This window comes from Qipengyuania sp. CAU 1752 (assembly GCF_054482615.1).
This window is the reverse complement of the sequence record NZ_JBTLRE010000001.1, coordinates 1,996,015-2,020,555: the sequence shown is the minus strand read 5'-3', so window position 1 is coordinate 2,020,555 and position 24,541 is coordinate 1,996,015. Positions and strand designations below refer to the sequence as shown.

Annotated in this window: 26 protein-coding genes and 1 tRNA gene; 19 read left to right on the top strand and 8 right to left on the bottom strand. The window is 60.3% G+C overall.

Going from position 1 to position 24,541, the window contains the following annotated elements; all coding sequences use genetic code 11:
* Positions 1-3 precede the first annotated feature (3 nt).
* The 9 genes from frr (at position 4) to rpmE (ending at position 8,648) form a co-directional block, all read left to right on the top strand.
* Positions 4-561, top strand: a complete 558-nt coding sequence (gene frr, locus ACXYL9_RS09880; RefSeq protein WP_459039327.1) for a ribosome recycling factor — start codon at positions 4-6, stop codon at positions 559-561.
* 67 nt (positions 562-628) lie between these two features.
* Positions 629-1,270 (top strand): polyprenyl diphosphate synthase, encoded by a 642-nt coding sequence (gene uppS, locus ACXYL9_RS09875; protein WP_459039886.1) that lies wholly within the window; start codon positions 629-631, stop codon positions 1,268-1,270.
* Entirely contained in the window at positions 1,257-1,976 is a 720-nt protein-coding gene (locus ACXYL9_RS09870) for a phosphatidate cytidylyltransferase (protein WP_459039326.1), read from the top strand. Before uppS ends, ACXYL9_RS09870 begins: the two co-directional genes overlap by 14 nt.
* 4 nt (positions 1,977-1,980) lie before the next feature.
* Positions 1,981-3,135, top strand: a complete 1,155-nt coding sequence (gene dxr / locus ACXYL9_RS09865; RefSeq protein WP_459039325.1) for a 1-deoxy-D-xylulose-5-phosphate reductoisomerase — start codon at positions 1,981-1,983, stop codon at positions 3,133-3,135.
* Positions 3,136-4,272 carry an RIP metalloprotease RseP gene (gene rseP, locus ACXYL9_RS09860; protein WP_459039324.1) on the top strand — a complete coding sequence of 379 codons (1,137 nt, stop codon included), beginning with the start codon at positions 3,136-3,138 and terminating at the stop codon, positions 4,270-4,272.
* Positions 4,273-4,438: 166 nt separating this feature from the next.
* Positions 4,439-7,144 carry an outer membrane protein assembly factor BamA gene (gene bamA, locus ACXYL9_RS09855; RefSeq protein ID WP_459039323.1) on the top strand — a complete coding sequence of 902 codons (2,706 nt, stop codon included), beginning with the start codon at positions 4,439-4,441 and terminating at the stop codon, positions 7,142-7,144.
* Entirely contained in the window at positions 7,144-7,830 is a 687-nt protein-coding gene (locus ACXYL9_RS09850) for an OmpH family outer membrane protein (RefSeq protein WP_459039322.1), read from the top strand. Before bamA ends, ACXYL9_RS09850 begins: the two co-directional genes overlap by 1 nt.
* A gap of 33 nt (positions 7,831-7,863) precedes the next feature.
* Positions 7,864-8,322, top strand: a complete 459-nt coding sequence (fabZ, locus tag ACXYL9_RS09845; RefSeq protein ID WP_459039321.1) for a 3-hydroxyacyl-ACP dehydratase FabZ — start codon at positions 7,864-7,866, stop codon at positions 8,320-8,322.
* 101 nt (positions 8,323-8,423) lie between these two features.
* The gene (gene rpmE / locus ACXYL9_RS09840) at positions 8,424-8,648 is read left to right on the top strand and encodes a 50S ribosomal protein L31 (RefSeq protein ID WP_459039320.1); all 225 of its coding nucleotides are present in this window, start codon (positions 8,424-8,426) and stop codon (positions 8,646-8,648) included.
* 71 nt (positions 8,649-8,719) lie between these two features.
* Here rpmE and ACXYL9_RS09835 read toward each other — a convergent pair whose 3' ends face one another.
* Both ACXYL9_RS09835 and ACXYL9_RS09830 read right to left on the bottom strand, forming a co-directional pair.
* Positions 8,720-9,034: a TraR/DksA family transcriptional regulator gene (locus ACXYL9_RS09835; protein WP_459039319.1), complete on the bottom strand. Its 315-nt coding sequence runs from the start codon at positions 9,032-9,034 to the stop codon at positions 8,720-8,722.
* Positions 9,031-9,669 carry a prolyl hydroxylase family protein gene (locus tag ACXYL9_RS09830; protein WP_459039318.1) on the bottom strand — a complete coding sequence of 213 codons (639 nt, stop codon included), beginning with the start codon at positions 9,667-9,669 and terminating at the stop codon, positions 9,031-9,033. The genes ACXYL9_RS09835 and ACXYL9_RS09830 overlap by 4 nt, the downstream gene beginning before the upstream one ends.
* Positions 9,670-9,864: 195 nt before the next feature.
* Between ACXYL9_RS09830 and ACXYL9_RS09825 the strand changes: the two genes are divergently transcribed.
* The 10 genes from ACXYL9_RS09825 (at position 9,865) to ACXYL9_RS09780 (ending at position 18,072) form a co-directional block, all read left to right on the top strand.
* Positions 9,865-9,941, top strand: a tRNA-His gene (locus ACXYL9_RS09825).
* Between the two features lie 60 nt (positions 9,942-10,001).
* The gene (locus ACXYL9_RS09820; RefSeq protein ID WP_459039885.1) at positions 10,002-11,066 is read left to right on the top strand and encodes a Leu/Phe/Val dehydrogenase; all 1,065 of its coding nucleotides are present in this window, start codon (positions 10,002-10,004) and stop codon (positions 11,064-11,066) included.
* Between the two features lie 64 nt (positions 11,067-11,130).
* Positions 11,131-11,853: a heme ABC transporter permease CcmC gene (gene ccmC / locus ACXYL9_RS09815; protein WP_459039317.1), complete on the top strand. Its 723-nt coding sequence runs from the start codon at positions 11,131-11,133 to the stop codon at positions 11,851-11,853.
* Entirely contained in the window at positions 11,850-11,993 is a 144-nt protein-coding gene (locus ACXYL9_RS09810; protein WP_459039316.1) for a hypothetical protein, read from the top strand. Before ccmC ends, ACXYL9_RS09810 begins: the two co-directional genes overlap by 4 nt.
* Positions 11,990-12,451 carry a cytochrome c maturation protein CcmE gene (gene ccmE, locus ACXYL9_RS09805; protein ID WP_459039315.1) on the top strand — a complete coding sequence of 154 codons (462 nt, stop codon included), beginning with the start codon at positions 11,990-11,992 and terminating at the stop codon, positions 12,449-12,451. Before ACXYL9_RS09810 ends, ccmE begins: the two co-directional genes overlap by 4 nt.
* The gene (locus ACXYL9_RS09800) at positions 12,448-14,394 is read left to right on the top strand and encodes a heme lyase CcmF/NrfE family subunit (protein WP_459039314.1); all 1,947 of its coding nucleotides are present in this window, start codon (positions 12,448-12,450) and stop codon (positions 14,392-14,394) included. The genes ccmE and ACXYL9_RS09800 overlap by 4 nt, the downstream gene beginning before the upstream one ends.
* On the top strand, positions 14,391-14,921 hold the full coding sequence (locus ACXYL9_RS09795) for a DsbE family thiol:disulfide interchange protein (RefSeq protein ID WP_459039313.1): 531 nt from the start codon (positions 14,391-14,393) through the stop codon (positions 14,919-14,921). Before ACXYL9_RS09800 ends, ACXYL9_RS09795 begins: the two co-directional genes overlap by 4 nt.
* Positions 14,918-15,316 carry a cytochrome c-type biogenesis protein gene (locus ACXYL9_RS09790; RefSeq protein WP_459039312.1) on the top strand — a complete coding sequence of 133 codons (399 nt, stop codon included), beginning with the start codon at positions 14,918-14,920 and terminating at the stop codon, positions 15,314-15,316. Before ACXYL9_RS09795 ends, ACXYL9_RS09790 begins: the two co-directional genes overlap by 4 nt.
* Positions 15,313-16,005: a tetratricopeptide repeat protein gene (locus ACXYL9_RS09785; RefSeq protein ID WP_459039311.1), complete on the top strand. Its 693-nt coding sequence runs from the start codon at positions 15,313-15,315 to the stop codon at positions 16,003-16,005. The genes ACXYL9_RS09790 and ACXYL9_RS09785 overlap by 4 nt, the downstream gene beginning before the upstream one ends.
* 141 nt (positions 16,006-16,146) lie before the next feature.
* Entirely contained in the window at positions 16,147-18,072 is a 1,926-nt protein-coding gene (locus ACXYL9_RS09780; protein WP_459039310.1) for a potassium transporter Kup, read from the top strand.
* Between the two features lie 119 nt (positions 18,073-18,191).
* On the opposite strand, the gene ACXYL9_RS09775 is transcribed toward ACXYL9_RS09780, so the two are convergent.
* From ACXYL9_RS09775 to ACXYL9_RS09750, 6 genes are all read right to left on the bottom strand, one after another.
* On the bottom strand, positions 18,192-19,151 hold the full coding sequence (locus ACXYL9_RS09775) for an alpha/beta hydrolase (RefSeq protein WP_459039309.1): 960 nt from the start codon (positions 19,149-19,151) through the stop codon (positions 18,192-18,194).
* A 102-nt stretch (positions 19,152-19,253) separates the two neighbouring features.
* A complete protein-coding gene (locus ACXYL9_RS09770) occupies positions 19,254-19,910 on the bottom strand; it encodes an inner membrane-spanning protein YciB (RefSeq protein ID WP_459039308.1) in 657 nt (218 codons plus the stop codon).
* On the bottom strand, positions 19,907-20,830 hold the full coding sequence (gene ftsY / locus ACXYL9_RS09765) for a signal recognition particle-docking protein FtsY (RefSeq protein ID WP_459039307.1): 924 nt from the start codon (positions 20,828-20,830) through the stop codon (positions 19,907-19,909). The genes ACXYL9_RS09770 and ftsY overlap by 4 nt, the downstream gene beginning before the upstream one ends.
* Complete coding sequence (locus ACXYL9_RS09760; protein WP_459039306.1) at positions 20,827-22,002, bottom strand: MiaB/RimO family radical SAM methylthiotransferase; 1,176 nt, start codon at positions 22,000-22,002, stop codon at positions 20,827-20,829. Before ACXYL9_RS09760 ends, ftsY begins: the two co-directional genes overlap by 4 nt.
* Positions 21,999-22,808, bottom strand: a complete 810-nt coding sequence (dapF, locus tag ACXYL9_RS09755; protein ID WP_459039305.1) for a diaminopimelate epimerase — start codon at positions 22,806-22,808, stop codon at positions 21,999-22,001. Before dapF ends, ACXYL9_RS09760 begins: the two co-directional genes overlap by 4 nt.
* A gap of 64 nt (positions 22,809-22,872) precedes the next feature.
* The gene (locus tag ACXYL9_RS09750; protein WP_459039304.1) at positions 22,873-24,531 is read right to left on the bottom strand and encodes a putative bifunctional diguanylate cyclase/phosphodiesterase; all 1,659 of its coding nucleotides are present in this window, start codon (positions 24,529-24,531) and stop codon (positions 22,873-22,875) included.
* Positions 24,532-24,541 lie beyond the last annotated feature (10 nt).

Sequence of the window (24,541 nt, the reverse complement as noted above, 5' to 3'; positions counted from 1 at the left end):
GCGATGGCGAAATATGACAAGGCCGATATCGAACGCCGGATGAAGGGCGCGGTCGAGAGCTTGAAAAGCGATCTTTCGGGCCTGCGGACGGGAAGGGCCAACACCAGCCTGCTCGATCCGGTGGTGTGCGAAGTTTATGGCGCGATGATGCCGCTCAACCAGGTGGCTACCGTTTCGGCACCCGAGTCTCGCATGCTCAGCGTGCAAGTGTGGGACAAGTCGAACGTTACCGCGGTCGAGAAAGGCATTGCCCATGCCAATCTGGGTCTCAACCCGATGATCGACGGGCAGACCTTGCGGCTGCCGATGCCCGACCTGACAGAAGAGCGGCGCAAGGAACTGGCCAAGCTTGCCGGGCAATATGCCGAGAAGGCCAAGATCGCGATCCGCAATGTCCGCCGTGATGGCATGGAAGCGCTCAAGGAAGACGAGAAGGCCAAGGATATTTCCGAGGACGATCGCAAGCGCCTTGAAGACGAAGTCCAGAAACTGACCGATACCTATGTGGCCGAAACGGATTCTGCCGCCGAGGCCAAGGAAAAGGAAATCATGACGCAGTGAGCGTCATGCAGATGGGGGACAGGAAGTGAGCGTCGCCGACGGTCAGGCGCGGCATGTCGCCATCATCATGGACGGCAACGGCCGCTGGGCCAAGCGCAAGCACCTGCCGCGCGCGATGGGCCATCGCCGCGGTGTCGAGGCCGTGCGCGAACTCGTACGCTCGCTCAAGGATACCTCGATCGAGTGCCTGACGCTCTACGCCTTCAGTTCGGAAAACTGGAAACGGCCGGACGATGAAGTCGACGATCTAATGAACCTGATGCGCAAGTTCATCAAATCTGACCTTCCCGAATTCATCGCCAACGATGTAAAGCTGCATATCATCGGCGATTGGAAGGCGCTTGCGCCCGATATCGTTACCATGCTCGAAGACGCGCTCGAGCAGACCTCAAAAGGGTCGCGAACGCTGGCAGTTGCACTCAATTACGGCGGGCAGGCAGAGATCGTCCACGCCGCGCGCCGCGCCGCCGAGCAGGGCGAGATCACCGAACAGACGATCGAAGCCAATCTTTTCACCGCCGGCCTGCCGGCGCTAGATCTGTTGATACGTACCAGCGGGGAAGTGCGGCTGTCCAATTTCCTGCTGTGGCAGGCTGCCTATGCCGAGATGCTGTTTGTCGATACGCTCTGGCCCGACTTTACGCCCGAGCACCTGCAACAGGCACTTGAGAATTTTGCCGATCGGGAGAGACGTTTTGGAGGTCGCTGAGACACAGGTTGCCAAGCCGAAGTCGGATCTGCCGGTGCGGTTCGTATCGGCGCTGGTGATGCTGGCGATCGTCGGCGTGGCTATTTGGTATAACGATCCTCTTCTCACCTGGCTCATCGCGCTCGTCGCTTTCGCGTGCCTCGTTGAATTCGTCATGTTGATGACGAAGGCCACCAGGAATATTCCGTTCCGGCTCGCAGGTATCCTCGCCGGCGCAGTCTATATTCTTCTCGCGGGGGCGGTGCTGGCCGGGTTGCCGCTGCTGTTTTTCGGGGCGGCTGTCGGGGTCGTGATCTTCACCGACGTGTTTGCCTATTTCTTTGGCCGGACGATTGGAGGCCCCAAGATTGCCCCTTCGATCAGTCCCTCAAAGACTTGGGCCGGCCTGCTGGGGGGAATGATCGGCGCGGCCCTGTTCATGGTCGTGCTGGGCGTGGTCTATTATTTCATTGCCGGGCTCGGCACAGTGTCTGAAATTCTCGCCGACAACACCGTCGAATTTTCTACCATTGCCGCAATCGGAGCCGGTCTTGCCGTCGTCGCGCAAGCGGGCGATTTCTTCGAAAGCTGGCTCAAGCGGCGCGCGGGGGTCAAGGATTCCTCGCGGCTAATCCCTGGTCACGGTGGCATTTTCGACCGGATTGACGGGCTGCTGCCGGTGGCGCTCGTCATCGGTATCCTAACCCGGTTCTTCGGCGTAATGTGACGCGATGCGATCGATTACCCTCCTTGGTGCGACAGGTTCTGTAGGAACCTCGACGCTAGACCTGCTCCGGCAGGATCGATCTTCGTGGCGGGTTGAGGCGCTGACGGCTAATTCGAGCGTTAAGGAACTCGCGGCGCTGGCGCGTGAATTTGATGCACGCATTGCTGTGGTGGCCGATGAAAGCTGCCTGCCCGCCCTCCGCGAGGCGCTATCGGGCACCTCGACCGAGGCGGCTGCCGGCTCGCAAGCATTACATGAAGCAGCGGCGCGGCCAGTGGACATCACGGTTGCGGCAATCGTTGGTTGCGCCGGCCTTGGGCCGGTGATGGCGGCGATCGAGCAGGGCGGCACAATAGCACTCGCCAACAAGGAGGCGCTGGTCTCGGCCGGTGAAGTGATGACGGCGGCCGTCGCGAAACACGGCGCAACTCTGTTGCCGGTCGACAGCGAGCACAACGCGATTTTCCAGTGCCTGGCAGGCAATGCCATCGAAGACGTGCGCTGGATCACCCTGACCGCCAGTGGCGGCCCTTTGCTGGGGCTTTCGGCTGAGGAACTGGCGCGCGTCACCCCGGCGCAAGCGGTGGCGCATCCCAACTGGTCCATGGGCGCGAAGATCAGCGTCGACAGCGCAACAATGATGAACAAGGGGCTCGAATTCATCGAGGCCCATCACCTGTTTCCGGTCGGGCTCGACCGCATCCGGATCATCGTTCACCCGCAATCGGTGATCCACTCGATGGTCGAATATCGCGACGGTTCGACATTGGCGCAGCTCGGTCCGTCCGACATGAAGGTGCCGATTGCATCATGCCTTGCCTGGCCGCGCCGGATGAATACGCCTTGCGATCCGCTCGACCTCGTGGCGCAAGGAGAATTGACCTTCTTCGCCCCGGACGAACTGCGTTTCCCGGCGACGCGGCTGGCACGCGAGGCTGCTCATGCCGGAGGGGCCGCTCCAGCCGTGCTCAATGCCGCCAACGAGATTGCCGTCGCCGCGTTTCTGGACGGTCAGATACCATTCACTCGCATTGCTGTATCAGTCGAGGAAATCCTGAACGAAACCGCTATCGCGCAGGCGCCGACCTCGCTCTATGAAGTCCAGGCGCTCGACGGCGAAGCGCGGGCGCGCACCAGCGCCCTGCTGGAGAGTGCCTGAATGATCGAATCACCGCCCTTCTGGATGTATGCGCTGGGCTTCCTGCTGCTGCTGGGCCCGCTCATTACCCTGCACGAGTTGGGCCATTACCTGGTCGGGCGCTGGTGCGGCGTGAAGGCGGAAGCGTTCTCGATCGGGTTCGGCAAGGAATTGGTCGGCTGGACCGACAAGGAAGGCACCCGCTGGAAGATTTCGGTCCTGCCGCTTGGCGGGTATGTCCAGTTCAAGGGTGACATGAATCCTGCGAGCGTTCCCGACGGCGAGGCGATAGCCGATGCCAACGCGGAAGAGAGATTTGGCAGCTTCCATCACGCCTCGCTCGGCAAGCGCGCGTTGATCGTGCTCGCGGGGCCGGTGTCCAATATCCTCGTCACCCTGGCGATATTTATTGGATTTTTCTCGATTCTCGGCAACCCGGTCCAGTCCGATCCGGTAGGCTCCACCGAAGTCGGTGAATTCGCCGAGGGATCAGTGGCACAAGAAGTGGGCCTGGCGGTGGGCGACCAGATTGTTGCCGTGGATGACACCCAGATCGATAGTTTCGACACGTTGGTCCAGAATATCGCGCTCTATCCGGGCCGCGACGTGACGCTGACGGTATTGCGGGATGGCAAGGAGCTGGAATTCCCGCTCACCATCCGCGCGGTCAAGGAAACCGACCAATTTGGCAACGAAGGCACGGTCGGCCGCATCGGGGTAGCCCCTGCGGCGGTCGGCTATGATTTCACAGATGTCGGCATCGGCGAAGCGGTAGCGCTGTCGTTTGACCGGACCTGGTTCATCGCCGAAACCATGGCCATCGGTATCAAGCAGATCGTGACCGGTGAACGGTCGATCAAGGAGCTGGGCGGACCGGTCAAAATCGCCAAATATTCCGGCGAGCGGCTCAGCCTCGGAACGATTTCCTTTATCGATTTCGCCGCGCTCATTTCGCTTAACTTGGCATTCATCAACCTCCTGCCAATCCCCGGCCTCGACGGTGGGCACCTGGCTTTCTACGCGGCAGAAGCCGTTCGCAGGAAACCGGTTGGTCCCCGTGGAATGGAGCTGGCGTATCGTACTGGCATGGCGCTCGTGATCATGCTGATGCTGTTCGTCACTTTCAACGACCTGGCTTCGCTGTCGCTATTTGGGTGATTGTAGGGGACAGGAAGGCATCAGAGGTTTGTTAGGACACTCTCCTGCTTGATTGGGGGCGACGCATCGGGCAATGGGCGGCGGATCATTCGATCCGGCAGCCGTGCGTCATTGAGCAGGCGAGGATCCGGGCCGGAACACAAACTGGACGGGACACATTTTCGCAATGACTGGAACCGACATGGGCTCGACCCCTGTTTCTCGATTTTCGCCGCGCCCTCACAAGCATCTTGCGCTCGCCTTGTTATCGGGCACCATCCTCGCAGGTGTGCCGGTGTCGGCCCTTGCTCAGGATACCACAGCACCGGCGCAGCCGACATCTGCACAGCAGCCAGCTCCGTCACCTGCCCCCCAGCGTGACATCATCCAGACGATTGCCGTTCAGGGTGCGCAGCGCCTCGAGCCGGGTACGATTCTCACCTATATCCAGCTTCGTCCTGGCCAGGAATATACCCAGGCCGCCGCCGACCAGGCGCTCAAGGACCTGTATCAGACCGAATTGTTTGCCGAAGCCAGCGTGCGCAATCAAAACGGTAATGTCATTATCGAGGTGACGGAAAATCCCGTTATCAACCGTATCATCCTGGAAGGGAACAAGCGGCTCAAGGACGAAAAGATTGTCCCCGAGATCAAGCTCGCCCCGCGACAGATTTTCACCCGTTCCAAGGTCCGTGCCGACGTCGCGCGCATTATCGAGCTTTACAAGCGGCAGGGGCGCTTTGCCGCCACGGTCGAACCAAAGACGGTACAGCTCAGCCAGAACCGCGTCGATCTAGTCTTCGAGATCAGTGAAGGCCCCAAGTCCAAGGTCCGCCAGATCAACGTCATCGGGAACGAAGTTTTCGACGATGGCGACCTGAAGAGTGAGATGATCACCAAGGAATCGCGGCTGGTCAATTTCTTCAGCGGCAATACCAGCTACGACCCCGACCGGCTCGCCTTTGATCAGCAGAAGCTGCGCGAATTCTACCTTACGGAAGGCTATGTCGATTTTCGCGTCGTCTCGGCAGTGGCCGAACTGACCCCCGACAAGCGTGACTTCATCATCACGTATGTCGTCGAAGAAGGCGAACGCTACAAATTTGGCGAAGTGAAGGTCGATTCCAACCTGCGCGATTTCGACAGTGCGACCATGACCAGCCAGCTCACTATCGAGCCGGGTGCATGGTATAACGCCCAGACCATCGAGGACATCACCGAGCAGCTGACCGAGCTCGCCGGTACCTTTGGCTACGCCTTTGCCGAGGTTCGTCCGCGCTTCCAGCGTAACAAGGACGAGCGCACGATGGACGTTACGCTCGCCATCAGCGAGGCTCCGCGCGTCTATGTCGAGCGCATCGACGTCAACGGTAACACGCTGACGCAGGATAAGGTGATTCGCCGAGAGTTCCGTATCGCAGAGGGCGATGCGTTCAACTCGCTCGGGGTCAAGCGTTCGACCAACCGGATCAACTCGCTTGGCTTCTTCCAAGAGCAGTTCGAGATCGAGCAAAAGGAAACTGCCGATCCCGATCGCATCATCCTCGAAGCCAATGTCGAGGAACAGCCGACCGGCGAATTGCAGCTTTCGGCCGGCTTCTCTTCGATCGAGAGCTTCCTGCTCGCGGCATCGATCCGCCAACGCAATTTCCGCGGTCGCGGCCAGACGGTCGGCGCTAGCGTGCAATGGTCGCGCTATTCGCGCTCGGTCAATTTGAGCTTCTCCGAGCCGTATCTGTTTGACCGCAATGTCTCGGCAAGCGCCAACATCTACCGGCGTGACCTCAGCAGCTTCAATTTCGTCGGCAGCAATCGCAACACGACGTTTGAACAGACCACCACGGGCGGTTCGCTCAGCCTGGGTGTGCCGCTGTCCGAGTATGTCTCCCTAATTGGACGGTATACGCTCAATTTTGACGAGATTTCGCTCGACGAGAACACATTCTTTGCCGACTTCGATGGTGACGGTATCCGCACCTGTGAACCGCTGCTGGCCGGACGATTCCTTTGTGACGTGATTGGCGACCGGACAAGTTCGATTCTTGGTACGACGCTGGTCTACGACACGCTCAACAGTCGCTTCCGCCCGACTCGCGGCGAACAGGCAACACTCAATCTCGACTTCGCCGGTCTCGGCGGCAGCGTCAAATACATCAAGGCGCGAGCCAACGCTCGGAAGTTCTGGCGCGTGATGAACGGCTTCGTCTTCTCGCTCTCGGCTGAAGGCGGCTACATTCATGGGCTGGAAAACCGCAGCAATGAGCCTGGCGTCGATGATGTCCGGCTGACCGATCGGTTCTTCCTTGGTGAACCACAGATTCGCGGTTTCGATATCCGCGGCGTCGGTCCGCGTGTCCTGCGCCAGCCGATCATCGATGACGGCACCGGCAACCCGCTCGTTGTCACTGACCGCAACCGCATCGGCGACGATGCCATTGGCGGCAATGCCTATTATCTCGGCCGCGCCGAACTTGAAGTTCCGCTCGGCAGTGGCGCCGCCGATCTGGGTCTTCGTCCGTCGATCTTTGTCGACGTTGGCGCGCTGTTCAATGTCACCACACCGGTATTGCAGAACAGCCCGTTCCCTGGCGGACTGGAGTTCCAGATCCGCGACGCACTGGGGAATCCGCTCTATGTAACCGCAGCCGGCTTACCGACGACGGATGCAGTCGATTCCACCACCGGCACCCCCAACTCACCGCTCAACCAGAGCATTGACCCGTTCCAGGAAGTCTTCTTGGGCGATTCGCCAAGTCCGCGTATTTCGGCCGGCATCGGGGTCAATTGGAATTCGCCATTCGGTCCGTTCCGGATCGACTTCGCCTATGCGCTCAAGAAGCAGCCGGGCGATGACACCAAACTTTTCAGCTTCAACGTAGGAACCCAGTTCTGATGAAATCTCTTGTAAAAATCTCCCTCGCTGCTTCGCTTGCTGCTGCCGGTATGGTGGCCGCTGCAACCCCCGCTCACGCGCAGGTAAACGGCATCGCCACCAGCAGCCCCGAAGGTGTGGTCTATAACGCTCAGGCGCGGGTCGAGGCTTATCGCCAGATCGACACCACCTATTCCAGCCAGTTGCAGCAGATCGCTACGCTTCGCCAGGAAGCGCGCACGCTGTCGCAGGGTCTCGACACAAATGGTGACGGCAACGTCTCGCAGGCGGAAGCTGACGCCCAAGCCAATGTTGTGCAGCAGATCCAGCAGAAGCAGAGCCAGATTGAAAGCATCGAGAACCCGATCGCGCTGGCTCAGCTTTACGTCATCGAGCAACTGCTTGAGCGCTACAGCGCGGCGCAGACCCAGGTCATCCAGCAAAAGGGCATCAAGCTGATGCTGGTCCCCGACGTGTTCCAGCACGGTGCCGAACAGGCCGACGTATCGGCCGATATCGCCGCTGCGCTCAATAAGGCTGTACCGACGGTCACCAGCACGCCGCCTTCGAATTTCCGTCCGCGTCGTGAAACCATCCAGGTTCACCAGACCATCAACCAGTTGCGTTTGATGGCCGCACAGCAGGCGGCTGCGCAGCAGCAGCAAGGCAACCAGCAGCCGGCTCCGCAGCAGCCTACCGGCCGCTAAGGCGCGATAACGAACGACACAGGGGCAAAGGATATGAGCGAGCAGGGCAACTACGACATCCAGCGGGTGCTGAAGGCCCTCCCGCATCGTTATCCGTTGCTCCTGGTCGACCGCGTTCGGTCGATCGAGCTTGGCGAACGTATCCACGCGGTAAAGGGCGTGACGATGAACGAGGAGTTCTTCCAGGGCCATTTCCCCGGTGCTCCGATCATGCCCGGGGTGCTGCAGATCGAGGCCATGGCACAGGCGGCGGCGATCCTCGGCATCGAAACGCTCGAACTGGCCGGGACCGGTAAGCTCGTCTTCTTCATGGGGATCGAGGGCGCCAAATTCCGCAAACCGGTGACACCGGGCTGCCTGCTCGACCTGGAAGTCGAGTTCACCCAGAAACGTAGCCGGGTATACAAGTTCGCTGGCAAGGCGAGCGTCGAGGGCACTGTTCACAGTGAAGCCGAGTTCACGGCAATGATCGCCGACCCGCCGGCCAACTGACGCAAGGCTTGCCAAATCATGCGCGTGCCCTTATTGGCGCGCCCTTGCCGAAACACAGCATGTCCGGTCGGAACCGGGCACAAGCTTGAAGGACACAGACCATGAAGGCCGAAGGGCACCCCGACTATCACATGATCACGGTCAAGATGACCGATGGTACAGAGTTTCAGACCCGCTCGACCTGGGGCAATGAAGGGGAAACCCTCTCGCTCGAGATCGACCCGACCAGCCACCCGGCCTGGACCGGCGGCAAGCAACAGCTTCAGGAAGGTGGCCGCGTTGCCGCTTTCAACAAGCGCTTCGGTGGTCTCAGCCTCAAGAAATAAGCGAAATCAACGCTTTGCAGCCTCGTGCTGTAAGGGGAGGGCGGTCCGACGGGGCCGCCCTTTTCCTTTTGTCAGGCGCATTTGATGCAGCGTGTCGCAATCGGGCGCGCTTCCAGCCTTTCCTTCGATATGGGCTCGCCGCATTTTGCGCAGATGCCATAGGTACCGTTGACGATGCGGGCGAGCGCAAATCGCACCTGCTGGATTTCCTCGCGCAGGACATTGTCTACACCTTCCAGCGCTTGGTCATCAGCGAGATCGATAGCCTGTTCGCTGGAATCCGCTTCAAGTGGATGGCGCAGATCGTCTTCTAGGACTTCAGCGCGTTCCAGCAGGTCGGCGAGACGCGCCTTCAACTGGTTCTCGATATCGGCAAATTCAGTCATTCCCATCCCCACGGCCGTTCACGATACCACTTGGTTATCACATATTTCATGCCTTGGCGCACCTTCATCCCGTGATGCATGGTGTTCACGTTTCCGGTAAAGTCAGGTTTGCGATTGTTCCAGCACAGGAGCTTGCCCGTTTCCGGATGGAAGCTCTTCTTGATCGCCTTGAACCTCGTCGCGCCGCCAGCCTCCACATCATTAAGATAGACCATGAAGGTCCAGGTGCGCTGGCCCGATACCGAACAGTATTTTTCCCAGTCCTGGCCGCCGGGATTGAACCAATCGACGTGGGGCTTGAATTCCTGGCCTACGTCGTAGCGTTGTCCCTGGACCGGTTCGCCATATGCCGGATCGATGCCGTTGAGCTTTTCCAGTAACTTTTCCAATCGTCGAACCGCCTGTTCCTGGGGCTCCAAGTCGCAAGTCTCGCTGGTGCGAAAATAGTCGTCGCCATTGTGATCGGCGAGGGTTGAAGGGCGGCGATTGGCATCAATCAGTGCAACGAGCTCCTCGCACATTTCAGGTTCTAGAAACGCCTTGCGCTGAAAAATTTCGAGCTTCTCGTAAGGTAGGCGCTGAACGCCCCCATAGGCGCATATTCTTTCGGCACTGGATTCGCCCGATCTCAACATCGGATAATTGTCTAACGATGCCGATGTGCGCTGCAAGGGGAGCGTAATAATCTTGCGCGACTGACATTTACACGCACTTTTCGCTTCACATGGAAGGTCGCTTGTGCAACAGGCTCGCGCCCTCGTTGACGTGCCCTTGACGGATGCGTCGATGAAGGTAACAGCCCCGATTCACACGGCACTTCGGGGCTTGTGGCGATCGTAGCTCAGTTGGTTAGAGCGCCGGTTTGTGGTACCGGAGGTCGGGGGTTCGAGACCCCTCGATCGCCCCATTATCTGCCCCGAAATGCGCAGTATTCCACCCCGAACAGGGACAGGGGACGATGAACGCAATGACGGCTTTCTGGACCGAGGCGGACTATGACGATCACGAGCTGGTGCAGCTTGTGCGCGATCCCAAGTCGGGCCTGACGGCAATCATAGCGATTCACTCTACCCACCTCGGCCCGGGCGCCGGCGGCACTCGCTTCTGGCACTATCCCGACCCTCTGGCCGCAATGAGCGACGCGCTGCGGCTGAGCCGCGGGATGAGCTACAAGAACGCCATGGCAGGCCTGCCTATGGGCGGCGGGAAAGCCGTAATTCTGGCTGATGCGAACCAAAACAAGACGCCGGCCCTGCTTGAAGCTTTTGGCGATGCGGTCGAGGCGCTCGGTGGTAAATATGTTACCGCCGAAGATGTCGGCATCTCTGAAGCGGACATGGTCGCCGTGTCGCAGCGCACGAGCTATGTGTCGGGCCTTCCTGTCAAAGGAGAGGGCTCTGCCGGTGGTGATCCCGGCCCGTTCACGGCCATGGGTATTTATCACGGCATCAAGGCAGCCGTTCGGCACAAGCTTGGCAAGGATGATCTCAAAGACATTCATGTCGCTATCCAGGGTACCGGCAGCGTCGGCGGCGGTGTCGCGCGCCTGTTGGCCAAGGACGGCGCCAAGCTGACCGTTTCCGATATTAACGAAGACCGAGCTGCGGCACTGGCGAACGAGCTGGGTGGCCACTCGGTAGGGCCTGACGCCATCATGAGTACGGCTTGTGATGTCTTCAGCCCGAATGCCTTGGGCGCGATCCTGGATGACGAGGGCATTGCCCGACTCGATTGTGCTATCGTCGCTGGGGGCGCCAACAACCAATTTGCGCGGGCACGCCATGGCGCAGTGCTTGCCGAACGCGGGATCCTCTATGCCCCGGACTATGTGATCAATGCCGGCGGCATTATCAGCGTCGCGCAGGAATATCTCGATCGGCAAGAGGGTAGTGCAGGCGGTATCAATGAGGTCCGCAAGCGGATCGCTCAGATACCTGAACGGCTGGTCCAGATATGGCAGGAAAGTGATGAGACCGGCGTCCCCGCCGATGTCGTTGCCGACCGTCTCGCGCAGAAACTGATTGGTCGCTGATACCGCCACTGGTCCCGCTTGCAGGGGTGGGGCTGGGCGGGTAGAAGCAGCCAAGGTTTCCCCGATGCATGGTTTTGCTAATCCCCGACGATTTCTGTCACTGGCAAGGTGGCTGACACCGCTGCTGCTCGCTGGCGGCCTTATTGTCACGTCAATCGCGCTGTGGTGGGGCCTGACACAGGTTCCGCCCGATCGATTGATGGGCGAGACGGTGCGAATCCTTTTCATCCATGTGCCGGCCGCCTGGCTCGGCATGGCCGGGTGGAGCGCGATTGCCATTGCCAGCCTTGTCCATCTCGTGTGGCGTCACCCGCTTGCTGCCATAGCCGCCCGCGCCGCGGCCACGCCGGGTATGCTTTTCACCGCCATCTGCCTCGCCACCGGCTCGATCTGGGGCAGACCGGCCTGGGGCAAGTGGTGGGTTTGGGACGGACGATTGACCAGTATGCTGGTGCTGCTGTTCCTCTACGTCGCCTATATCGCCTTGGCGCAAGCAACCGAGCGCGAGGGCGCATCGTCGCGAATCCCTGCGATCTTCGGATTGGTCGGCGTAATCAATATCCCCATCATCAATCGCAGCGTGGTTTGGTGGAATTCGCTTCATCAGCCGCCTTCGATCACACTTGGCAAGAGTGCTATCGCGCCCGAATTCATGTGGCCGCTGATGGTCGCCACCTTGGGCTTCTCTCTTATCTTCGGCGGGATCGTGTTGGCCCGGATGCGCACGATCCTGGCCAACATCCAGGCCGATGCGCGCTTGCGTCGCCGGGCGATGGAGACGGCATGATGCGCGAAGCGCTCGATCAATGGGACTTCGTGATCGCAGCCTATGTGCTCGGCATTGTCGGAACTCTCGCGGTCACTGCCTGGAGTTGGTGGAGCATGACACGCGCCGAGGCCCGGCGGGAACGAGCGCGGCGCAAATGACCATGCTCAAGCCCAAGCACCAGCGACTGGTCCTCGCCATAGTTGCTCTGGTGGCGTTGATCGGGGCAGGATTGTTGGCGGCCTGGGCGCTGCGCAATACCGCGAGCCTGTTCTACGTGCCTAGCGAAATTGTCGACGATCGCCCCGGGCCCGATCGTTCGGTGCGGCTAGGCGGAATGGTTGAGGAAGGCTCGCTGCGCACGTTGGAAGACGGTATCACGGTCGCCTTTGTCGTAGGTGATGGCAAAGCGCGGGTGCCGGTCCTGTTCAAGGGCTTGCTACCTGACCTTTTCGTTGAAGGGTCGGGGGTAGTCGCGGAGGGGCGCTACGGGGCCGATGGCACGTTCAAGGCGGAAGAATTGCTAGCCAAGCATGACGAGAATTACGTCCCGCGTGAATTGCAGGACCTGCAGCAACACCAGGCTCCGGAAAGCTTGCAGGATACTAACACGCAATGATCGCCGAACTCGGCCTTGCGGCGCTGTGGATGGCAGCCGCTCTTAGCTTCGCGCAGATGTTGTGCGGATCGCTCGCCCTGCGTGACGGCGGCGATGCGATTGCCGGGCTGACCCGGCCAGCCGCGATCTTGCAAGGCCTGTTGCTGACAATCGCCTTTGCCTGCCTGCTGTGGCTGTTCGCTATCACCGATCTTTCGGTCAAGCTGGTCGCCAGCCATTCGCATGTCGATAAGCCGATCCTGTTCAAGCTGACCGGCACTTGGGGCAATCACGAAGGCTCGATGTTGCTGTGGGTCACTGTAATGGCCTTGGCCGGTGCGGCGATCGCCTGGCTGGAAACCCGCCTGCCCGAGCGCACACTGCAAGCGACCCTGGCGGCGCAAGGATTTGTAGCATTGGGCTTTTTCGCCTTCCTACTTTTCAGTTCTAATCCGTTCGAACGGCTGCCGGTGCCGGCAGTGAATGGCATGGGCCTCAATCCGCTGCTGCAGGACATCGGCCTCGCCTTCCATCCGCCCACTCTCTACGTCGGTTATGTCGGCCTGTCGGTCGCTTTCAGCTTCGTCGTTGGCGCGCTCGTCACACGTCAGGTGACCCCTGATTTCGCCCGCGCGATGCGGCCATGGGTGCTCGGAGCATGGGTATTCCTGACACTTGGCATCGCGGCAGGCTCCTACTGGGCTTATTATGAACTGGGCTGGGGCGGATACTGGTTCTGGGACCCGGTCGAAAACGCTTCGCTCATGCCTTGGCTGGCGGCGACTGCGCTGCTCCATTCAGTAAGCGTGCTGGCATCGCGAGATGCACTGCGCACATGGACTGTCATGCTGGGCGTGGTGGCGTTCTCGATGAGCATGCTCGGCACATTCCTGGTTCGCTCGGGCGTGCTCACCAGCGTTCATGCATTTGCGGTCGATCCCGAACGAGGAGCCTTTATCCTCGCGCTGTTGATCCTTTATATCGGCGGCGCGCTGGCGCTGTTTGCCTTGCGCGCCAATGTGATTGCGGAAGGGGAGCGCTTCGCTCCGGCGAGCCGTGAGAGCGCACTGGTGTTCAATAACGTGATGTTGAGCGCGATATTGGGCGTGGTCCTGCTGGGAACGCTTTATCCGCTCCTGTCCGAAGCGATGGGGACGCGGGTCTCGGTTGGACCACCCTATTTCAATCCGGTCGGTGCAATCTTCCTGGTGCCAATGATCCTGGTCTTGTGCGTCGGGCCGCTATTGCGCTGGCGTCGCGACAGGCTGGGGCGCATTTCCCGGCCCGTGGCATTCACAGGCGCTGTCTTCGTCATGACGCTGATCCTGGCCGGACTACTGGGCGACTTTGAGCTCTTGCCGCTGCTAGGCCTGGCGCTTGCCGCCGCTCTCGGGGTCGCCAGCTTCCAGCCATTATGGGGACGCAAGGTGTTGCGGGTGCCGTTGGCGAGCTGGGGCATGGTCCTGGCGCATTTCGGGGTAGCGGTGACACTGTTCGGCATGGCCAGCGAAGCCGCGTTCACGCGAGAGAAGCTTGCCGCGATGGCACCCGGCGAATCCGTAGTAGTGGGCGACTGGATGGTCACTCTCGATGGGGTTGTCCCAACTGCGGGACCCAATTGGTCCGCCCTCGAAGCGCGGGTGTCAGCGCGCTACGACGGTGGGCCGATACAAGAAATGCGTCCGCAAGCGCGAGTATTTGTGGATCCGGTGCAAGAAACTACGGAAAGCGCACTTGAAACCCGTTGGAACGGGCAGCTTTACGCTGTGCTCGGCAAGGCGACCGGTGATGGGCGCTGGCAGTTGCGGCTTTGGTGGAAACCATTCGTGACATTGATCTGGTATGGCGGCTTGCTGATAGCCCTGGGTGGCGTTCTGGCTTTGGTGGGCCATGTCTGGGCGCATCTGCGGCGGCGGGACATCCTGCGCCAGATTGCCATCCGCCATGGCGAGGAGCCTGCATGATGAAGCGACTGGCCATTTGGATACCGCTGGCCCTGTTCCTGTTCTTTGCCGGCTTAGCTGCCTACCAGCTTACGCAGCCGAAGGAAAATCTGGTTCGCAGCGCGATGATCGGAAAGCCGGTCCCGACGTTCGATTTGCCAGGACTTACCGAAGGCGATCCGCATGTCACCGAGGCAATCTTCCAGGACGGAACGCCAAAATTGCTCAACATCTGGGCTAGCTGGTGCGCGCCGTGCATAGCCGAGGTGCCTTATCTGGAGGAACTTGCTGAGAAAGGCGCGCCCATCGTTGGCTCGGCCTTGCAAGACAGGCCCCAGGACAGTGCCGCTTTTCTCGAACGCTACGGCAATCCCTACATCGCCATTGCGCGGGACCAGTTTTCCGAGCTCAAGGTAGCAGTTGGCTCGGGTATGGTTCCTGAAACCTTCGTGATCGATGGCAGCGGGATCATACGCTACCAACATCTCGGCCCGATCGGTTCGCGCGACGTGCCGGTAATTCTGGACGAACTGGAAAAAGCCCGGTGATCCGTATCCTTTTCCTAGCCTTGGCACTGGTTGCCGCACCGGCGCTGGCGCAACCAGCGTCAGAAGCGCCTTATGCGCACGTCCAGCTCCCAGACCCGGCGCAGGAACGTGCGGCCCTGTCGTTGATGGAGAGCCTGCGCTGTCTGACCTGCCAGTCACAATCGATTGCCGACAGCGACGCTGCCATCGCGGGTGATATGCGCCACCAGGTTCGCGCACGGATCGCCGCTGGCGAAGACCCTGAAGCCATTCGCGGCTGGATGATGGAACGCTACGGCGATTATATCAGCTACGAGCCATCGCTCAGCCGTTCGACTTGGCCGCTGTTTGCCGTGCCTGTCTTGCTACTTCTTCTGGCGCTTATGCTGTTCTGGCGCAGGATGCGGCGCTCATGATTGGTTGGCTGGCCATCGGCGCGCTGGCGATATCTGTTTTCGCAATGGGCGCGTTTCTGCTCAGGTCGCAACGCAGTTTGTGGACCTTGCTCGCTTCGGTGATCGTGTTTGGGCTCGCCGGCTATGCTTGGCAGGGAACGCCGGACTACGCTTCCGCACCAGCGCAGGCGCGCGAGGCAGTTTCGCAAGGCGGAGAGGGGCTGGTTGACGCACGGCGCAGCTTCTTCGAACCGTCCGCGATGCCGAGCAGCTTTGTCACCGTTGCCGACGGCTTTGCTCGCAGGGGCGATTTCGACCGCGCCGCTGGTATCCTCGGTGGTGTGGTGGCTCGCAATCCGCAAGACGGTGAGGCCTGGCTCGCCTTGCATGTCGCGCTGGTCGAACACGCTGGTGGCCAATTGACCCCACCGGCAGAGCTGGCGTTGCGCAGGGCGACCGACACTCTCGACGACGACCTGGGGCCGGTCTTCTTCGCGGGAGTGGTGGCCTTGCGGTCGGGCGACTTGCCGCGTGCACGCGAAATATGGAGCAATGCGCTCGACCAGGCCGAAGAGGACGCAGTGGGGCGAGAATTCATGGCCGAACGCCTGGCGGCGCTGGACCAATTGATGGTAACTGTCGCCGCGCAACAGGAGGCGCGGCAAGGCACTTTACAAGGCGAGGTGCCGGCCGAAGGCCTGACACAGTGACCATCAGTGAATTCTTGCATGGTCCCGGGCAGGCTGCTAGTCGCGCCCGTCCTTTGACAAAGGGTGCTGCGGGTCGCGGAATGACCGCTCGGACGGGGTAATCGCAGCGGAACAAGCCATAGGGTCGGACTAACCGGTATTATGAGCGATACGTCTGCATTGAATGACCGCGCGCCTTCGGGTGAGGGCGGTCAGCACACCGATCACACCACCAAGCTGGCGATCGGGGCGATCGGTATCGTCTTCGGCGATATCGGCACCAGTCCGCTTTACGCCTTCCGCGAAACCTTCGTCGGGCCCAACCCGCTGCCGATCGATTACAACCACGTCTTCGGTGTCGTCAGCCTGATATTCTGGTCGATGACGCTGATCGTGTCGATCCAGTACGTCAGCATCCTGATGCGCGCCGACAACAAGGGGCAGGGGGGTAGCCTGGCGCTGGTGGCGCTGATCAGCCGCAATGTGCGCAATACCGGCTATGGCTGGCTAGTCGTCCTGCTGGGCGTGTTCGCGACTTCGCTGTTCTATGGCGACAGCATGATTACGCCGGCGATTTCGGTCCTGTCGGCGGTCGAGGGGCTGACGGTGGTCGACCCCGAACTACAACCCTTCGTCATCCCCATCGCACTGGTCCTGCTGGTCGGCCTGTTCGTGCTGCAAAAGCGCGGGACAGCCAAGGTGGGGATGATGTTCGCCCCGGTGATGATCGTCTATTTCACCGTCATCGCCGCGCTGGGCCTGATTTCGATCGTCCAGCACCCCGAGATTCTCTACGCGCTCAACCCCTATTACGCCGTGCTGTTCTTCATCAACGACGGCACGCTGGCCTTCCTCGCGCTGGGCTCGGTCGTGCTGGCCGTTACCGGCTCGGAAGCACTTTATTCCGACATGGGGCACTTCGGGCGTGGCCCGATGAAGCTGAGCTGGTTCGGCTTCGTCATGCCGTGCCTGTTGCTCAACTACTTCGGGCAAGGGGCGATGATCGTCTCGCTAAGCGCGCCCGAGGCGGCCGAAGCGATCAAGGCGCCGTTCTTCCTGCTCGCGCCTGAAATGCTGCAATTGCCGCTGGTGATCCTGGCCACATTTGCGACCTTCATCGCCAGCCAGGCAGTGATCTCGGGGGCGTTCTCGATCACTCACCAGGCGATCCAGCTCGGCTTTATCCCGCGCCTTTCGGTGCGCCACACCAGCGATTCCCATTCGGGCCAGATCTACATCCCGGTCATAAACTGGGCGCTGATGGTGGCTGTCATCGTGCTTGTGCTGACATTCCAGAATTCGTCCAACCTCGCCTCTGCCTACGGCATCGCGGTGACCGGCGCTGTGACCATCGACACGCTGCTGATGGCGGTCCTGCTGGTCGGCGTGTGGAAGTGGAAGTGGTGGTACGCAGCGCCGGTGGTGCTGGTCTTCCTCATCATCGATGGCGCCTATTTCGCCGCCAATCTGACCAAGGTGCCCGATGGCGGCTGGTTCCCACTGGTGGTCGGCCTGATCGTCTTTACCCTGCTCACCACCTGGGCGCGCGGCCGCAAGCTGATGCGCGACCGCATGAGCGAGGTCGCGCTGCCAATCGAAATCTTTGCCAAGTCTGCCCATAACAGCGCCACAAGGGTGCCGGGTACCGCCATTTTCATGGCTTCGAGCACGGCTGGCGTCCCCTCTGCCCTGTTGCACAATATCAAGCACAACAAGGTGCTGCACGAGCGGGTCGTGATCCTGACAGTCGAGATTTCGGACATCCCCTATGTCGACCCGGCCAAGCGCTGCGAGTACTCGCAGATCGGCGAAGGGTTCTACCGCGCCGTACTTCACTATGGCTTCATGGAAGAAACCAATGTTCCCGAAGGGCTCAAGCAGATGCAGCAATGCGGCGGCGAGTTCGACATGATGCAGACCAGCTTCTTCCTCAGCCGCCAGACCCTGTTGCCGAGCGACAAGCCCGGCATGCCGATCTGGCGCGAGAGAATTTTCGCCTGGATGCTACGCAACGCCGCGACCGCGATGGAGTTCTTCGCCCTGCCGACCAACCGAGTGGTGGAGCTGGGAAGCCAAGTGCGAATCTAGTGTTCCATTGACCCAATCGCCGACTTGGAGCCAATTCGGCACGGCGGACTTCAATTGCCGCCGAGAGGGATTAGCGCCTGCTAGAACAACATTGACTTAGGTCGCTACGAAATTGCCTCTTAATGGCACTCCGTAGCCCGCGCCGAATTCTTATTAAAAGCCAGTCCGAAAAAATCCCAATAGTCATCCTTCAGATTGGCGAACATAGCTTTAGGATCGTGGTCGGCATCTACTACGAGCTCCAGCTCGTGAGCGATTCTGAGCTCTTCCAAGCGACGCGAGAAATCTAAATTGGTTGGCGTCATCGGATCGCTTTTCCCGAGGAGCATCCGTATTTTGGTGTTGGAGCAGTTTCGTTTTGCGAAAGACGTTGCAAGGTTCCAAGGACTTTGTCGTTCGAAGTGTCCCGTGTCACCTCCGAACACCTGGTCCAGCGTCGCCTGCGCCTTTGCGCGACCGACAATTGGAGCGTCCTCTGGATCCAGAACTGGTTGCATGGGGCCCGGATTGATCATCGATATTGCTCCGAAAATATCTGGATAGAGCAAGCCTAGACGGGCTGCACCGTATCCTCCCATGCTGGCTCCCTCGAGTAGTCGCCCACTCGCGATGGCCTGGGTCCGAAACTCTGCGTCAATGTGAGGGACGAGTTCTTTGACTATCATGTCTTCGACCGGACGGGTTCCGTCAGCTGCGTTAGCCCACATGGTACCTTCAAATCCGTCCGGAAAAACGATGATGGCAGGGTGCATTTGGCCACTGTCCATTGCGTGGTGAAAACGCGATGCCAGCATCTCGAGGACCCCCGGTGGATACCCCCCAGATCCATGAAGCCAGTAAACCACAGGATACAGACGATCCGTACTCATGGCGTACATCTGCGGTAGATAGACGTGGTAGGTGACGCCTTCGTTCAGAAGCGCACTCTGTAGAGACCGACGCTCGACTATACCTGCGGTCGAAGCTGTCGTCTCTGTCCTGCCGAGAGCTTCGCTTTCAGGCACAGTTCGCAAGGTTTTCGCTGGTGCGCAGCCAGCAATTGCGAGGACAACGGCAAACTTCCAGGCCGATAGCGTCATTTCTTCTCCCAACACCGCATATTCGGTTCGGGGTATACACGCTGTCGACACTTAGCGAAAATGAGGCCGTTCGCTCACGACCTCACATTCTACGTCGACGTGTCACCCTGCCGTGGGCGGCTCGTCCTTCACCACGTCATCGGCATCTTCCAGCGCCAGCCCGTGCTTAAGCAGCATGGGAATCTGGGTGAAGGTGAACAGGAATGTCAGTGGCAGGAATACCCAGAGCTTGGCTGCCAGCCAGTCGCCGAATTCGAGATAGAAACGCAGGCCCTCGTTGAGGGCTGCAAGCGCGAAGAAGAAGAATCCCCAGTTGCGGCTGAGCTTGAGCCAGCCTTCGTCAGACAAGCCCTCGAACGCGGTGTCGAGCAGGATTTTGAGTAACGATCGACCGTAGTACCAACCGACCAGCAGCGCGGTGCCCATGACAAGATAGACGATGGTCGGCTTGATCTGGACGAATGTCTCGTCGCCGAAAAACACCGTCAGCGCTCCGAAGCCGATGATGAGTACGGTCGAGAACCACAGCATCGGCGAAACCTTGCCCAGCCGCAGTTTGGAGGTGACCAGCGCCACTACCGAGGCGACCATGAAGGCCAGGGTGCCCTTGATAATGGCGGCGATCTCGGCGGCGGAATTGGGCTCGTCCGGCGCCATCCAGCGATAGGTCAAGAAAAACACCAGCAGCGGTCCGTAGTCGACAGCCACGTTGAGCCAGCCGGAACCCTTTTTCTTCGTCACTTGCGTTTCGTCGGTCATGCAATCCCCGCAATAACCCGCGCCACCAGGTCGGGATCGAACGGGCGCAGGTCGTCGATTTTCTCGCCCACGCCGATGGCGTGGATGGGCAGGCCATATTGCTCGGCAGCGGCCACCAGCACACCGCCACGCGCAGTGCCGTCAAGCTTGGTCATGATGAGACCGGTTACGCCGGCCAGTTCCTTGAAAACGTCGATCTGGTTGAGTGCGTTCTGGCCATTGGTGGCGTCGAGCACCAGGATGACATCATGCGGCGCCTCCGGATTGAGGCGGCCGAGCACTTTTCGTATCTTGGCCAGCTCGTCCATCAGCTCGCGCTTGTTCTGCAACCGTCCGGCGGTGTCGACCACCAGCGCATCGGTGCCACGCTCGGTCCCGGCCTTGACGCCGTCGAACACGATGCTGGCCGGGTCGCCGCCCTGTGGTCCGCTGATGATCGGCACGCCGACCCGCTCCGCCCAGGTGGCAAGCTGGGCAATGGCGGCAGCGCGGAAGGTGTCACCTGCGGCCAGCATGACCTCGTAATCGTCTTCCTTGAGCCAATGGGCGAGCTTGGCAATGGTGGTGGTCTTGCCGCTGCCGTTGACGCCGATGACCAGGATCACCTGCGGGCGTGGGAAAGCCGTTATTTCGAGCGGTATAGCCACCGGACGCAAGATTTCGGCGATTTCCTCGGCCACCGCTTCCTTCAGTTCGCGTTCGCTGATCTGCAGGCCGAAGCGTTTCTCCCGCAGCCTCTCGCGGATTCGGGCCGCTGCCGAAGGCCCGAGATCGGACATGATCAGCGCGTCTTCGACCTCGTCGAGTGTTGCATCATCCAGCGTCGCGGTGCTGGCAGCAACCGCCAGGTTTTCGGTCAGCCGTTCCGAAGTCTTGCGGAAGCCTCCGAACAGGCGCTGGGTCCAGCTGTTTTCGCTCACGAAAGCAGGCCTTTGTCGAAATGGGTCGGGGTCAGGGTGACAATGGAACCGGCAGGAGTGCCAGCGGGCAGTGCCACCCGTGCGAAGTTCTCCGCATAGCCGTTGCCATCGCGTTCGGCGAGGACATTGAGCGGCGTACCGACAAGACTGTGCAGCCATTCCTCGCGGACGTTCGAAACCGCCTCGCGCAACTCGGCTGCACGGCCCTTGATCAGCTGCTTGCCGACTTGCGGCATGCGCGCAGCCGGGGTTCCGGGCCTTGGCGAATAGGGGAAGATGTGTCCGTGGACGATATCCAGCTCCTCGATGATCGCGAGGTTCGCAGCGTGGTGCGCGTCGGTTTCGGTCGGGAAGCCGGCAATCAGGTCGGCGCCGATCACGATGTCTGGCCGCGCTTCCTTCAATCGCGCCACTAGGGACACCGCATCGGCGCGGCTGTGCCGCCGCTTCATCCGCTTGAGGATCAGGTCATGGCCGTGCTGCAAAGACAGGTGAATGTGCGGCATCATCCGCGGTTCGCAGGCAAACAGGTCGAACAACTCGTCATCGACCTCGATCCCGTCGAGCGAAGACATTCTCAGCCGCTCCAACTGGGGGAAGGTGTCGAGGACCGCGCGAACCATGCGTCCCAGGGCAGGCTTGCCGGGCAGGTCGTGCCCCCAACTGGTTACGTCGACCCCGGTCAACACCACTTCGGGCGCGCCACATTGGAGATGCCGCTCGACTTCGTGCAAGACCGCATCGATCGTCAGCGACACGCTAGCCCCGCGACCCTGCGGGATGACGCAGAAAGTGCAGGCATGGTCGCAGCCGTTCTGGACCGCCACGAAGGCGCGCGTATGCTGCTCGCGCTGGACCGGAGCATCGTTTGGCGGGACATTCCAGGCTCGTGCATCGAGCTTGACGGTGTTGGCCACCAGACCATCGACCTCTGGCATGGCAGCAAGCTGTGTTCGTTCAATATCGGCGGCACATCCGGTGACCAGCAGCCGCGCATCGGGACGCGCCTTGCGCGCGCGACGGATGGCCTGCCGGGTCTGACGCACCGCCTCCATTGTCACTGCGCAACTGTTGACGACGACCACATTGTCCTCGCGTGCCAGAAGGCTGCGTATCTGGTCGCTCTCGGCGATGTTGAGACGGCACCCGAGCGAAATGACTTCGGCGCTCATGAATAGTCGCCCCAGTCGAAACTGCCGCGAAAGCTCTCGGCGGCGGGGCCGGTCATGATGATGCGGTCATCGTCGCCCCAATCTATCAGCAATTTTCCGCCGGGCAGGGCGACTTCGACGCTGCGACCGGTCAATCCGCGCCGCATGGCGGCAATGGCGGTGGCGCATGCGCCTGTGCCGCAGGCGCGCGTCAGACCGGCGCCGCGTTCCCAGACCCGCAGGTTGAGGGCATTGGCCCCGGTCAGATTGGCTACGTTGACGTTGACCCGCTGCGGAAACAGCGGATCGGTCTCGATCATTGGTCCCAGCCGCTCCAACGGCACCGCGTTGGCATCCTCGACGAAGAAAATCACATGCGGATTGCCGACATTGACTGCAGCCGGTCCTTCGAGATCCTCCCACCCGACCGGCAGGGCCGCCGTGTCCATTGCATATGCGAGCGGGATTGCCTCCCATTCGAAACGGGGCTTGCCCATGTCGACACTGGCCCCGCCATCGGTTGGCTCAAGCGCAATATTGCCGCCAGCGGTTTCGACCGAAGCAGTCGATCCGTGCAGCAAGGCAACGGCCCGTGCTGCATTGCCGCAGGCTTCGACCTCGGATCCGTCGGCATTGAAAATGCGCATCCGGAAATCGACATGTTCGGACGGCTCAAGCAGGATCAACTGGTCACACCCGATGCCCCGCGTACGGTCGGCAAGTGCGCGCGCTGTAGCCGCCGTCAATGGCGGCAGCGACTGCTCACGAGCATCGAGGACAACGAAATCGTTGCCGAGGCCATGCATCTTGACGAAGGGAACACGCATCCCCGCGCATCTATGGGCCCACTGCCCCTGCGTAAAGGGCAGATGGTGCTTGTCTGTCTTGGCCTCAGGCCGACTTGCGGCTCTTGTTGGGCGACCTTCGGTCTTTCGCTGGCTTCGACTCTGCTTTGTTTTCCAGTAGCAGCCCGGCAGAAGCGAGACGAACACGCACTGCTTCAGCGCTTTCAGGGCGGCCATAGTGATAGCCCTGGCCTTTCATCTGCCCGAGCGCCTTAAGGGTCTCGAGAATCTTGTCGTCTTCGATCCCTTCGGCAGTAATCGGCAAATCGAGACCAGTTCCGAGAGAGACGATTGCCTCTACGATCCGCGAGCTGGCGTCCACGCCAGTCAGTTCCGCAACGAAACTGCGATCGATCTTGATCCTGTCGAAAGGCAGAGTGCGCAATTGGGTCAGCGAGGAATAGCCTGTTCCGAAATCGTCGAGACTGATGTGGACGCCCTGGTTCTTGAGGCTGGTGATCATCGTGCGCACGACACCGATATTATCGTGCAGGCAGCTTTCGGTGATCTCGATGTCGAGACGATGCGGCGGAAACTTGCATTCCAGCATCAGTTTTAGGAGTTTCTGGGCGAACCAGGGATCGCGCAATTGAACAGGGGAGATGTTGACGGAAAGCGTCAGCGACGGGTCCCATTCGCGCGCGTCCTCGAAAGCTTGCTTGATCAGGCCTTCTGAAAGGTCGCCGATAACGCCGACTTCTTCGGCCACTGGGATGAAAACTTCCGGATTGACCATGCCAAGCTGGGGGGAGTTCCAGCGAGCAAGCATTTCAAAGCCCTTCAACTCGCCTGTCGCGATGTCGACCTGCTGTTCGTAATAGGGAACGAACTCGCCGTGTTCGATTCCGTGGCGGATACCACTTTCCAGCTGGTTTCTGAGGCGCAGCTCGGATTCCATGGTCTTCTCGAACCAGAAGTAGCGGTTCTTTCCCTGCCGCTTGGCGTGATACATCGCGATATCGGCCTGATGAAGAAGCGCCTGTGCATCGACTTCGCTGAGCTCGCCGTGTCGTCCCGACATTCCCGAGGCAACCCCGATCGACATGGTCACCTGGACCTGCTGGTTGCGGATGGTCATGGGCGTGGACATGGAATCGATGAGCCGCGCAACGAATTGCTCGACATGGTCGGGCGAATTGGCGTCATAAGACAGGACGATGGCAAATTCATCGCCGCCCAGACGCGCCAGGATCGCACCTTCCGGGAGCAGCGTGCTCATGCGCTCTGCTGCGCGCACGAGGACTTCGTCCCCGGCCTGGTGACCGTTGAGATCATTGATCTGCTTGAAATTGTCGAGATCGATCATGAGGAACACGATCGCCTTACCGTTGGTATGGGCGCGGGCAATGGCGCGGTCAGTTTCGGAGGTGATGCTCCGGCGGTTATAACATCCGGTCAGTGCGTCGATTTCGGCGAGTTCCCGCGCGCGACTTTCCGCCACGCGCCGGGTTTCGATTTCGCCGCGCAATTCGCGATATCGCCGCCAGCCAAATATGATCAGGGCAATGTTGAGCAGTAACGCATTGGTCAGGAGCATATTTGGCCCGCCCGATGTTCCGCTCGACCATTGCTCGACAATTTTCGGCAACACAGCGCTACCGGTCCCGACGAAGAGGATGATCGCCGCCGCTGCTATACCCAGAGCCACGATATCGCGACGCGCCTTGTTCAGCCCGTCTTTCCCACTGCCCAACTCTGTTGTCATAAATTATAGG

Coding starts and splice junctions, on each gene's coding strand:
- ACXYL9_RS09800 (WP_459039314.1), top strand. CDS start 12,448: ATGATCGCCGAACTCGGCCTTGCGGCGCTGTGGATGGCAGCCGCTCTT.
- dapF (WP_459039305.1), bottom strand. CDS start 22,808: ATGCGTGTTCCCTTCGTCAAGATGCATGGCCTCGGCAACGATTTCGTT.
- rpmE (WP_459039320.1), top strand. CDS start 8,424: ATGAAGGCCGAAGGGCACCCCGACTATCACATGATCACGGTCAAGATG.
- ACXYL9_RS09775 (WP_459039309.1), bottom strand. CDS start 19,151: ATGACGCTATCGGCCTGGAAGTTTGCCGTTGTCCTCGCAATTGCTGGC.
- ACXYL9_RS09770 (WP_459039308.1), bottom strand. CDS start 19,910: ATGACCGACGAAACGCAAGTGACGAAGAAAAAGGGTTCCGGCTGGCTC.
- ACXYL9_RS09785 (WP_459039311.1), top strand. CDS start 15,313: ATGATTGGTTGGCTGGCCATCGGCGCGCTGGCGATATCTGTTTTCGCA.
- fabZ (WP_459039321.1), top strand. CDS start 7,864: ATGAGCGAGCAGGGCAACTACGACATCCAGCGGGTGCTGAAGGCCCTC.
- ACXYL9_RS09810 (WP_459039316.1), top strand. CDS start 11,850: ATGATGCGCGAAGCGCTCGATCAATGGGACTTCGTGATCGCAGCCTAT.
- dxr (WP_459039325.1), top strand. CDS start 1,981: ATGCGATCGATTACCCTCCTTGGTGCGACAGGTTCTGTAGGAACCTCG.
- ACXYL9_RS09835 (WP_459039319.1), bottom strand. CDS start 9,034: ATGACTGAATTTGCCGATATCGAGAACCAGTTGAAGGCGCGTCTCGCC.
- ccmE (WP_459039315.1), top strand. CDS start 11,990: ATGACCATGCTCAAGCCCAAGCACCAGCGACTGGTCCTCGCCATAGTT.
- ACXYL9_RS09750 (WP_459039304.1), bottom strand. CDS start 24,531: ATGACAACAGAGTTGGGCAGTGGGAAAGACGGGCTGAACAAGGCGCGT.
- ccmC (WP_459039317.1), top strand. CDS start 11,131: ATGCATGGTTTTGCTAATCCCCGACGATTTCTGTCACTGGCAAGGTGG.
- rseP (WP_459039324.1), top strand. CDS start 3,136: ATGATCGAATCACCGCCCTTCTGGATGTATGCGCTGGGCTTCCTGCTG.
- ACXYL9_RS09760 (WP_459039306.1), bottom strand. CDS start 22,002: ATGAGCGCCGAAGTCATTTCGCTCGGGTGCCGTCTCAACATCGCCGAG.
- bamA (WP_459039323.1), top strand. CDS start 4,439: ATGACTGGAACCGACATGGGCTCGACCCCTGTTTCTCGATTTTCGCCG.
- frr (WP_459039327.1), top strand. CDS start 4: ATGGCGAAATATGACAAGGCCGATATCGAACGCCGGATGAAGGGCGCG.
- ACXYL9_RS09795 (WP_459039313.1), top strand. CDS start 14,391: ATGATGAAGCGACTGGCCATTTGGATACCGCTGGCCCTGTTCCTGTTC.
- ACXYL9_RS09780 (WP_459039310.1), top strand. CDS start 16,147: ATGAGCGATACGTCTGCATTGAATGACCGCGCGCCTTCGGGTGAGGGC.
- uppS (WP_459039886.1), top strand. CDS start 629: ATGGACGGCAACGGCCGCTGGGCCAAGCGCAAGCACCTGCCGCGCGCG.
- ACXYL9_RS09820 (WP_459039885.1), top strand. CDS start 10,002: ATGACGGCTTTCTGGACCGAGGCGGACTATGACGATCACGAGCTGGTG.
- ACXYL9_RS09850 (WP_459039322.1), top strand. CDS start 7,144: ATGAAATCTCTTGTAAAAATCTCCCTCGCTGCTTCGCTTGCTGCTGCC.
- ACXYL9_RS09830 (WP_459039318.1), bottom strand. CDS start 9,669: ATGTTGAGATCGGGCGAATCCAGTGCCGAAAGAATATGCGCCTATGGG.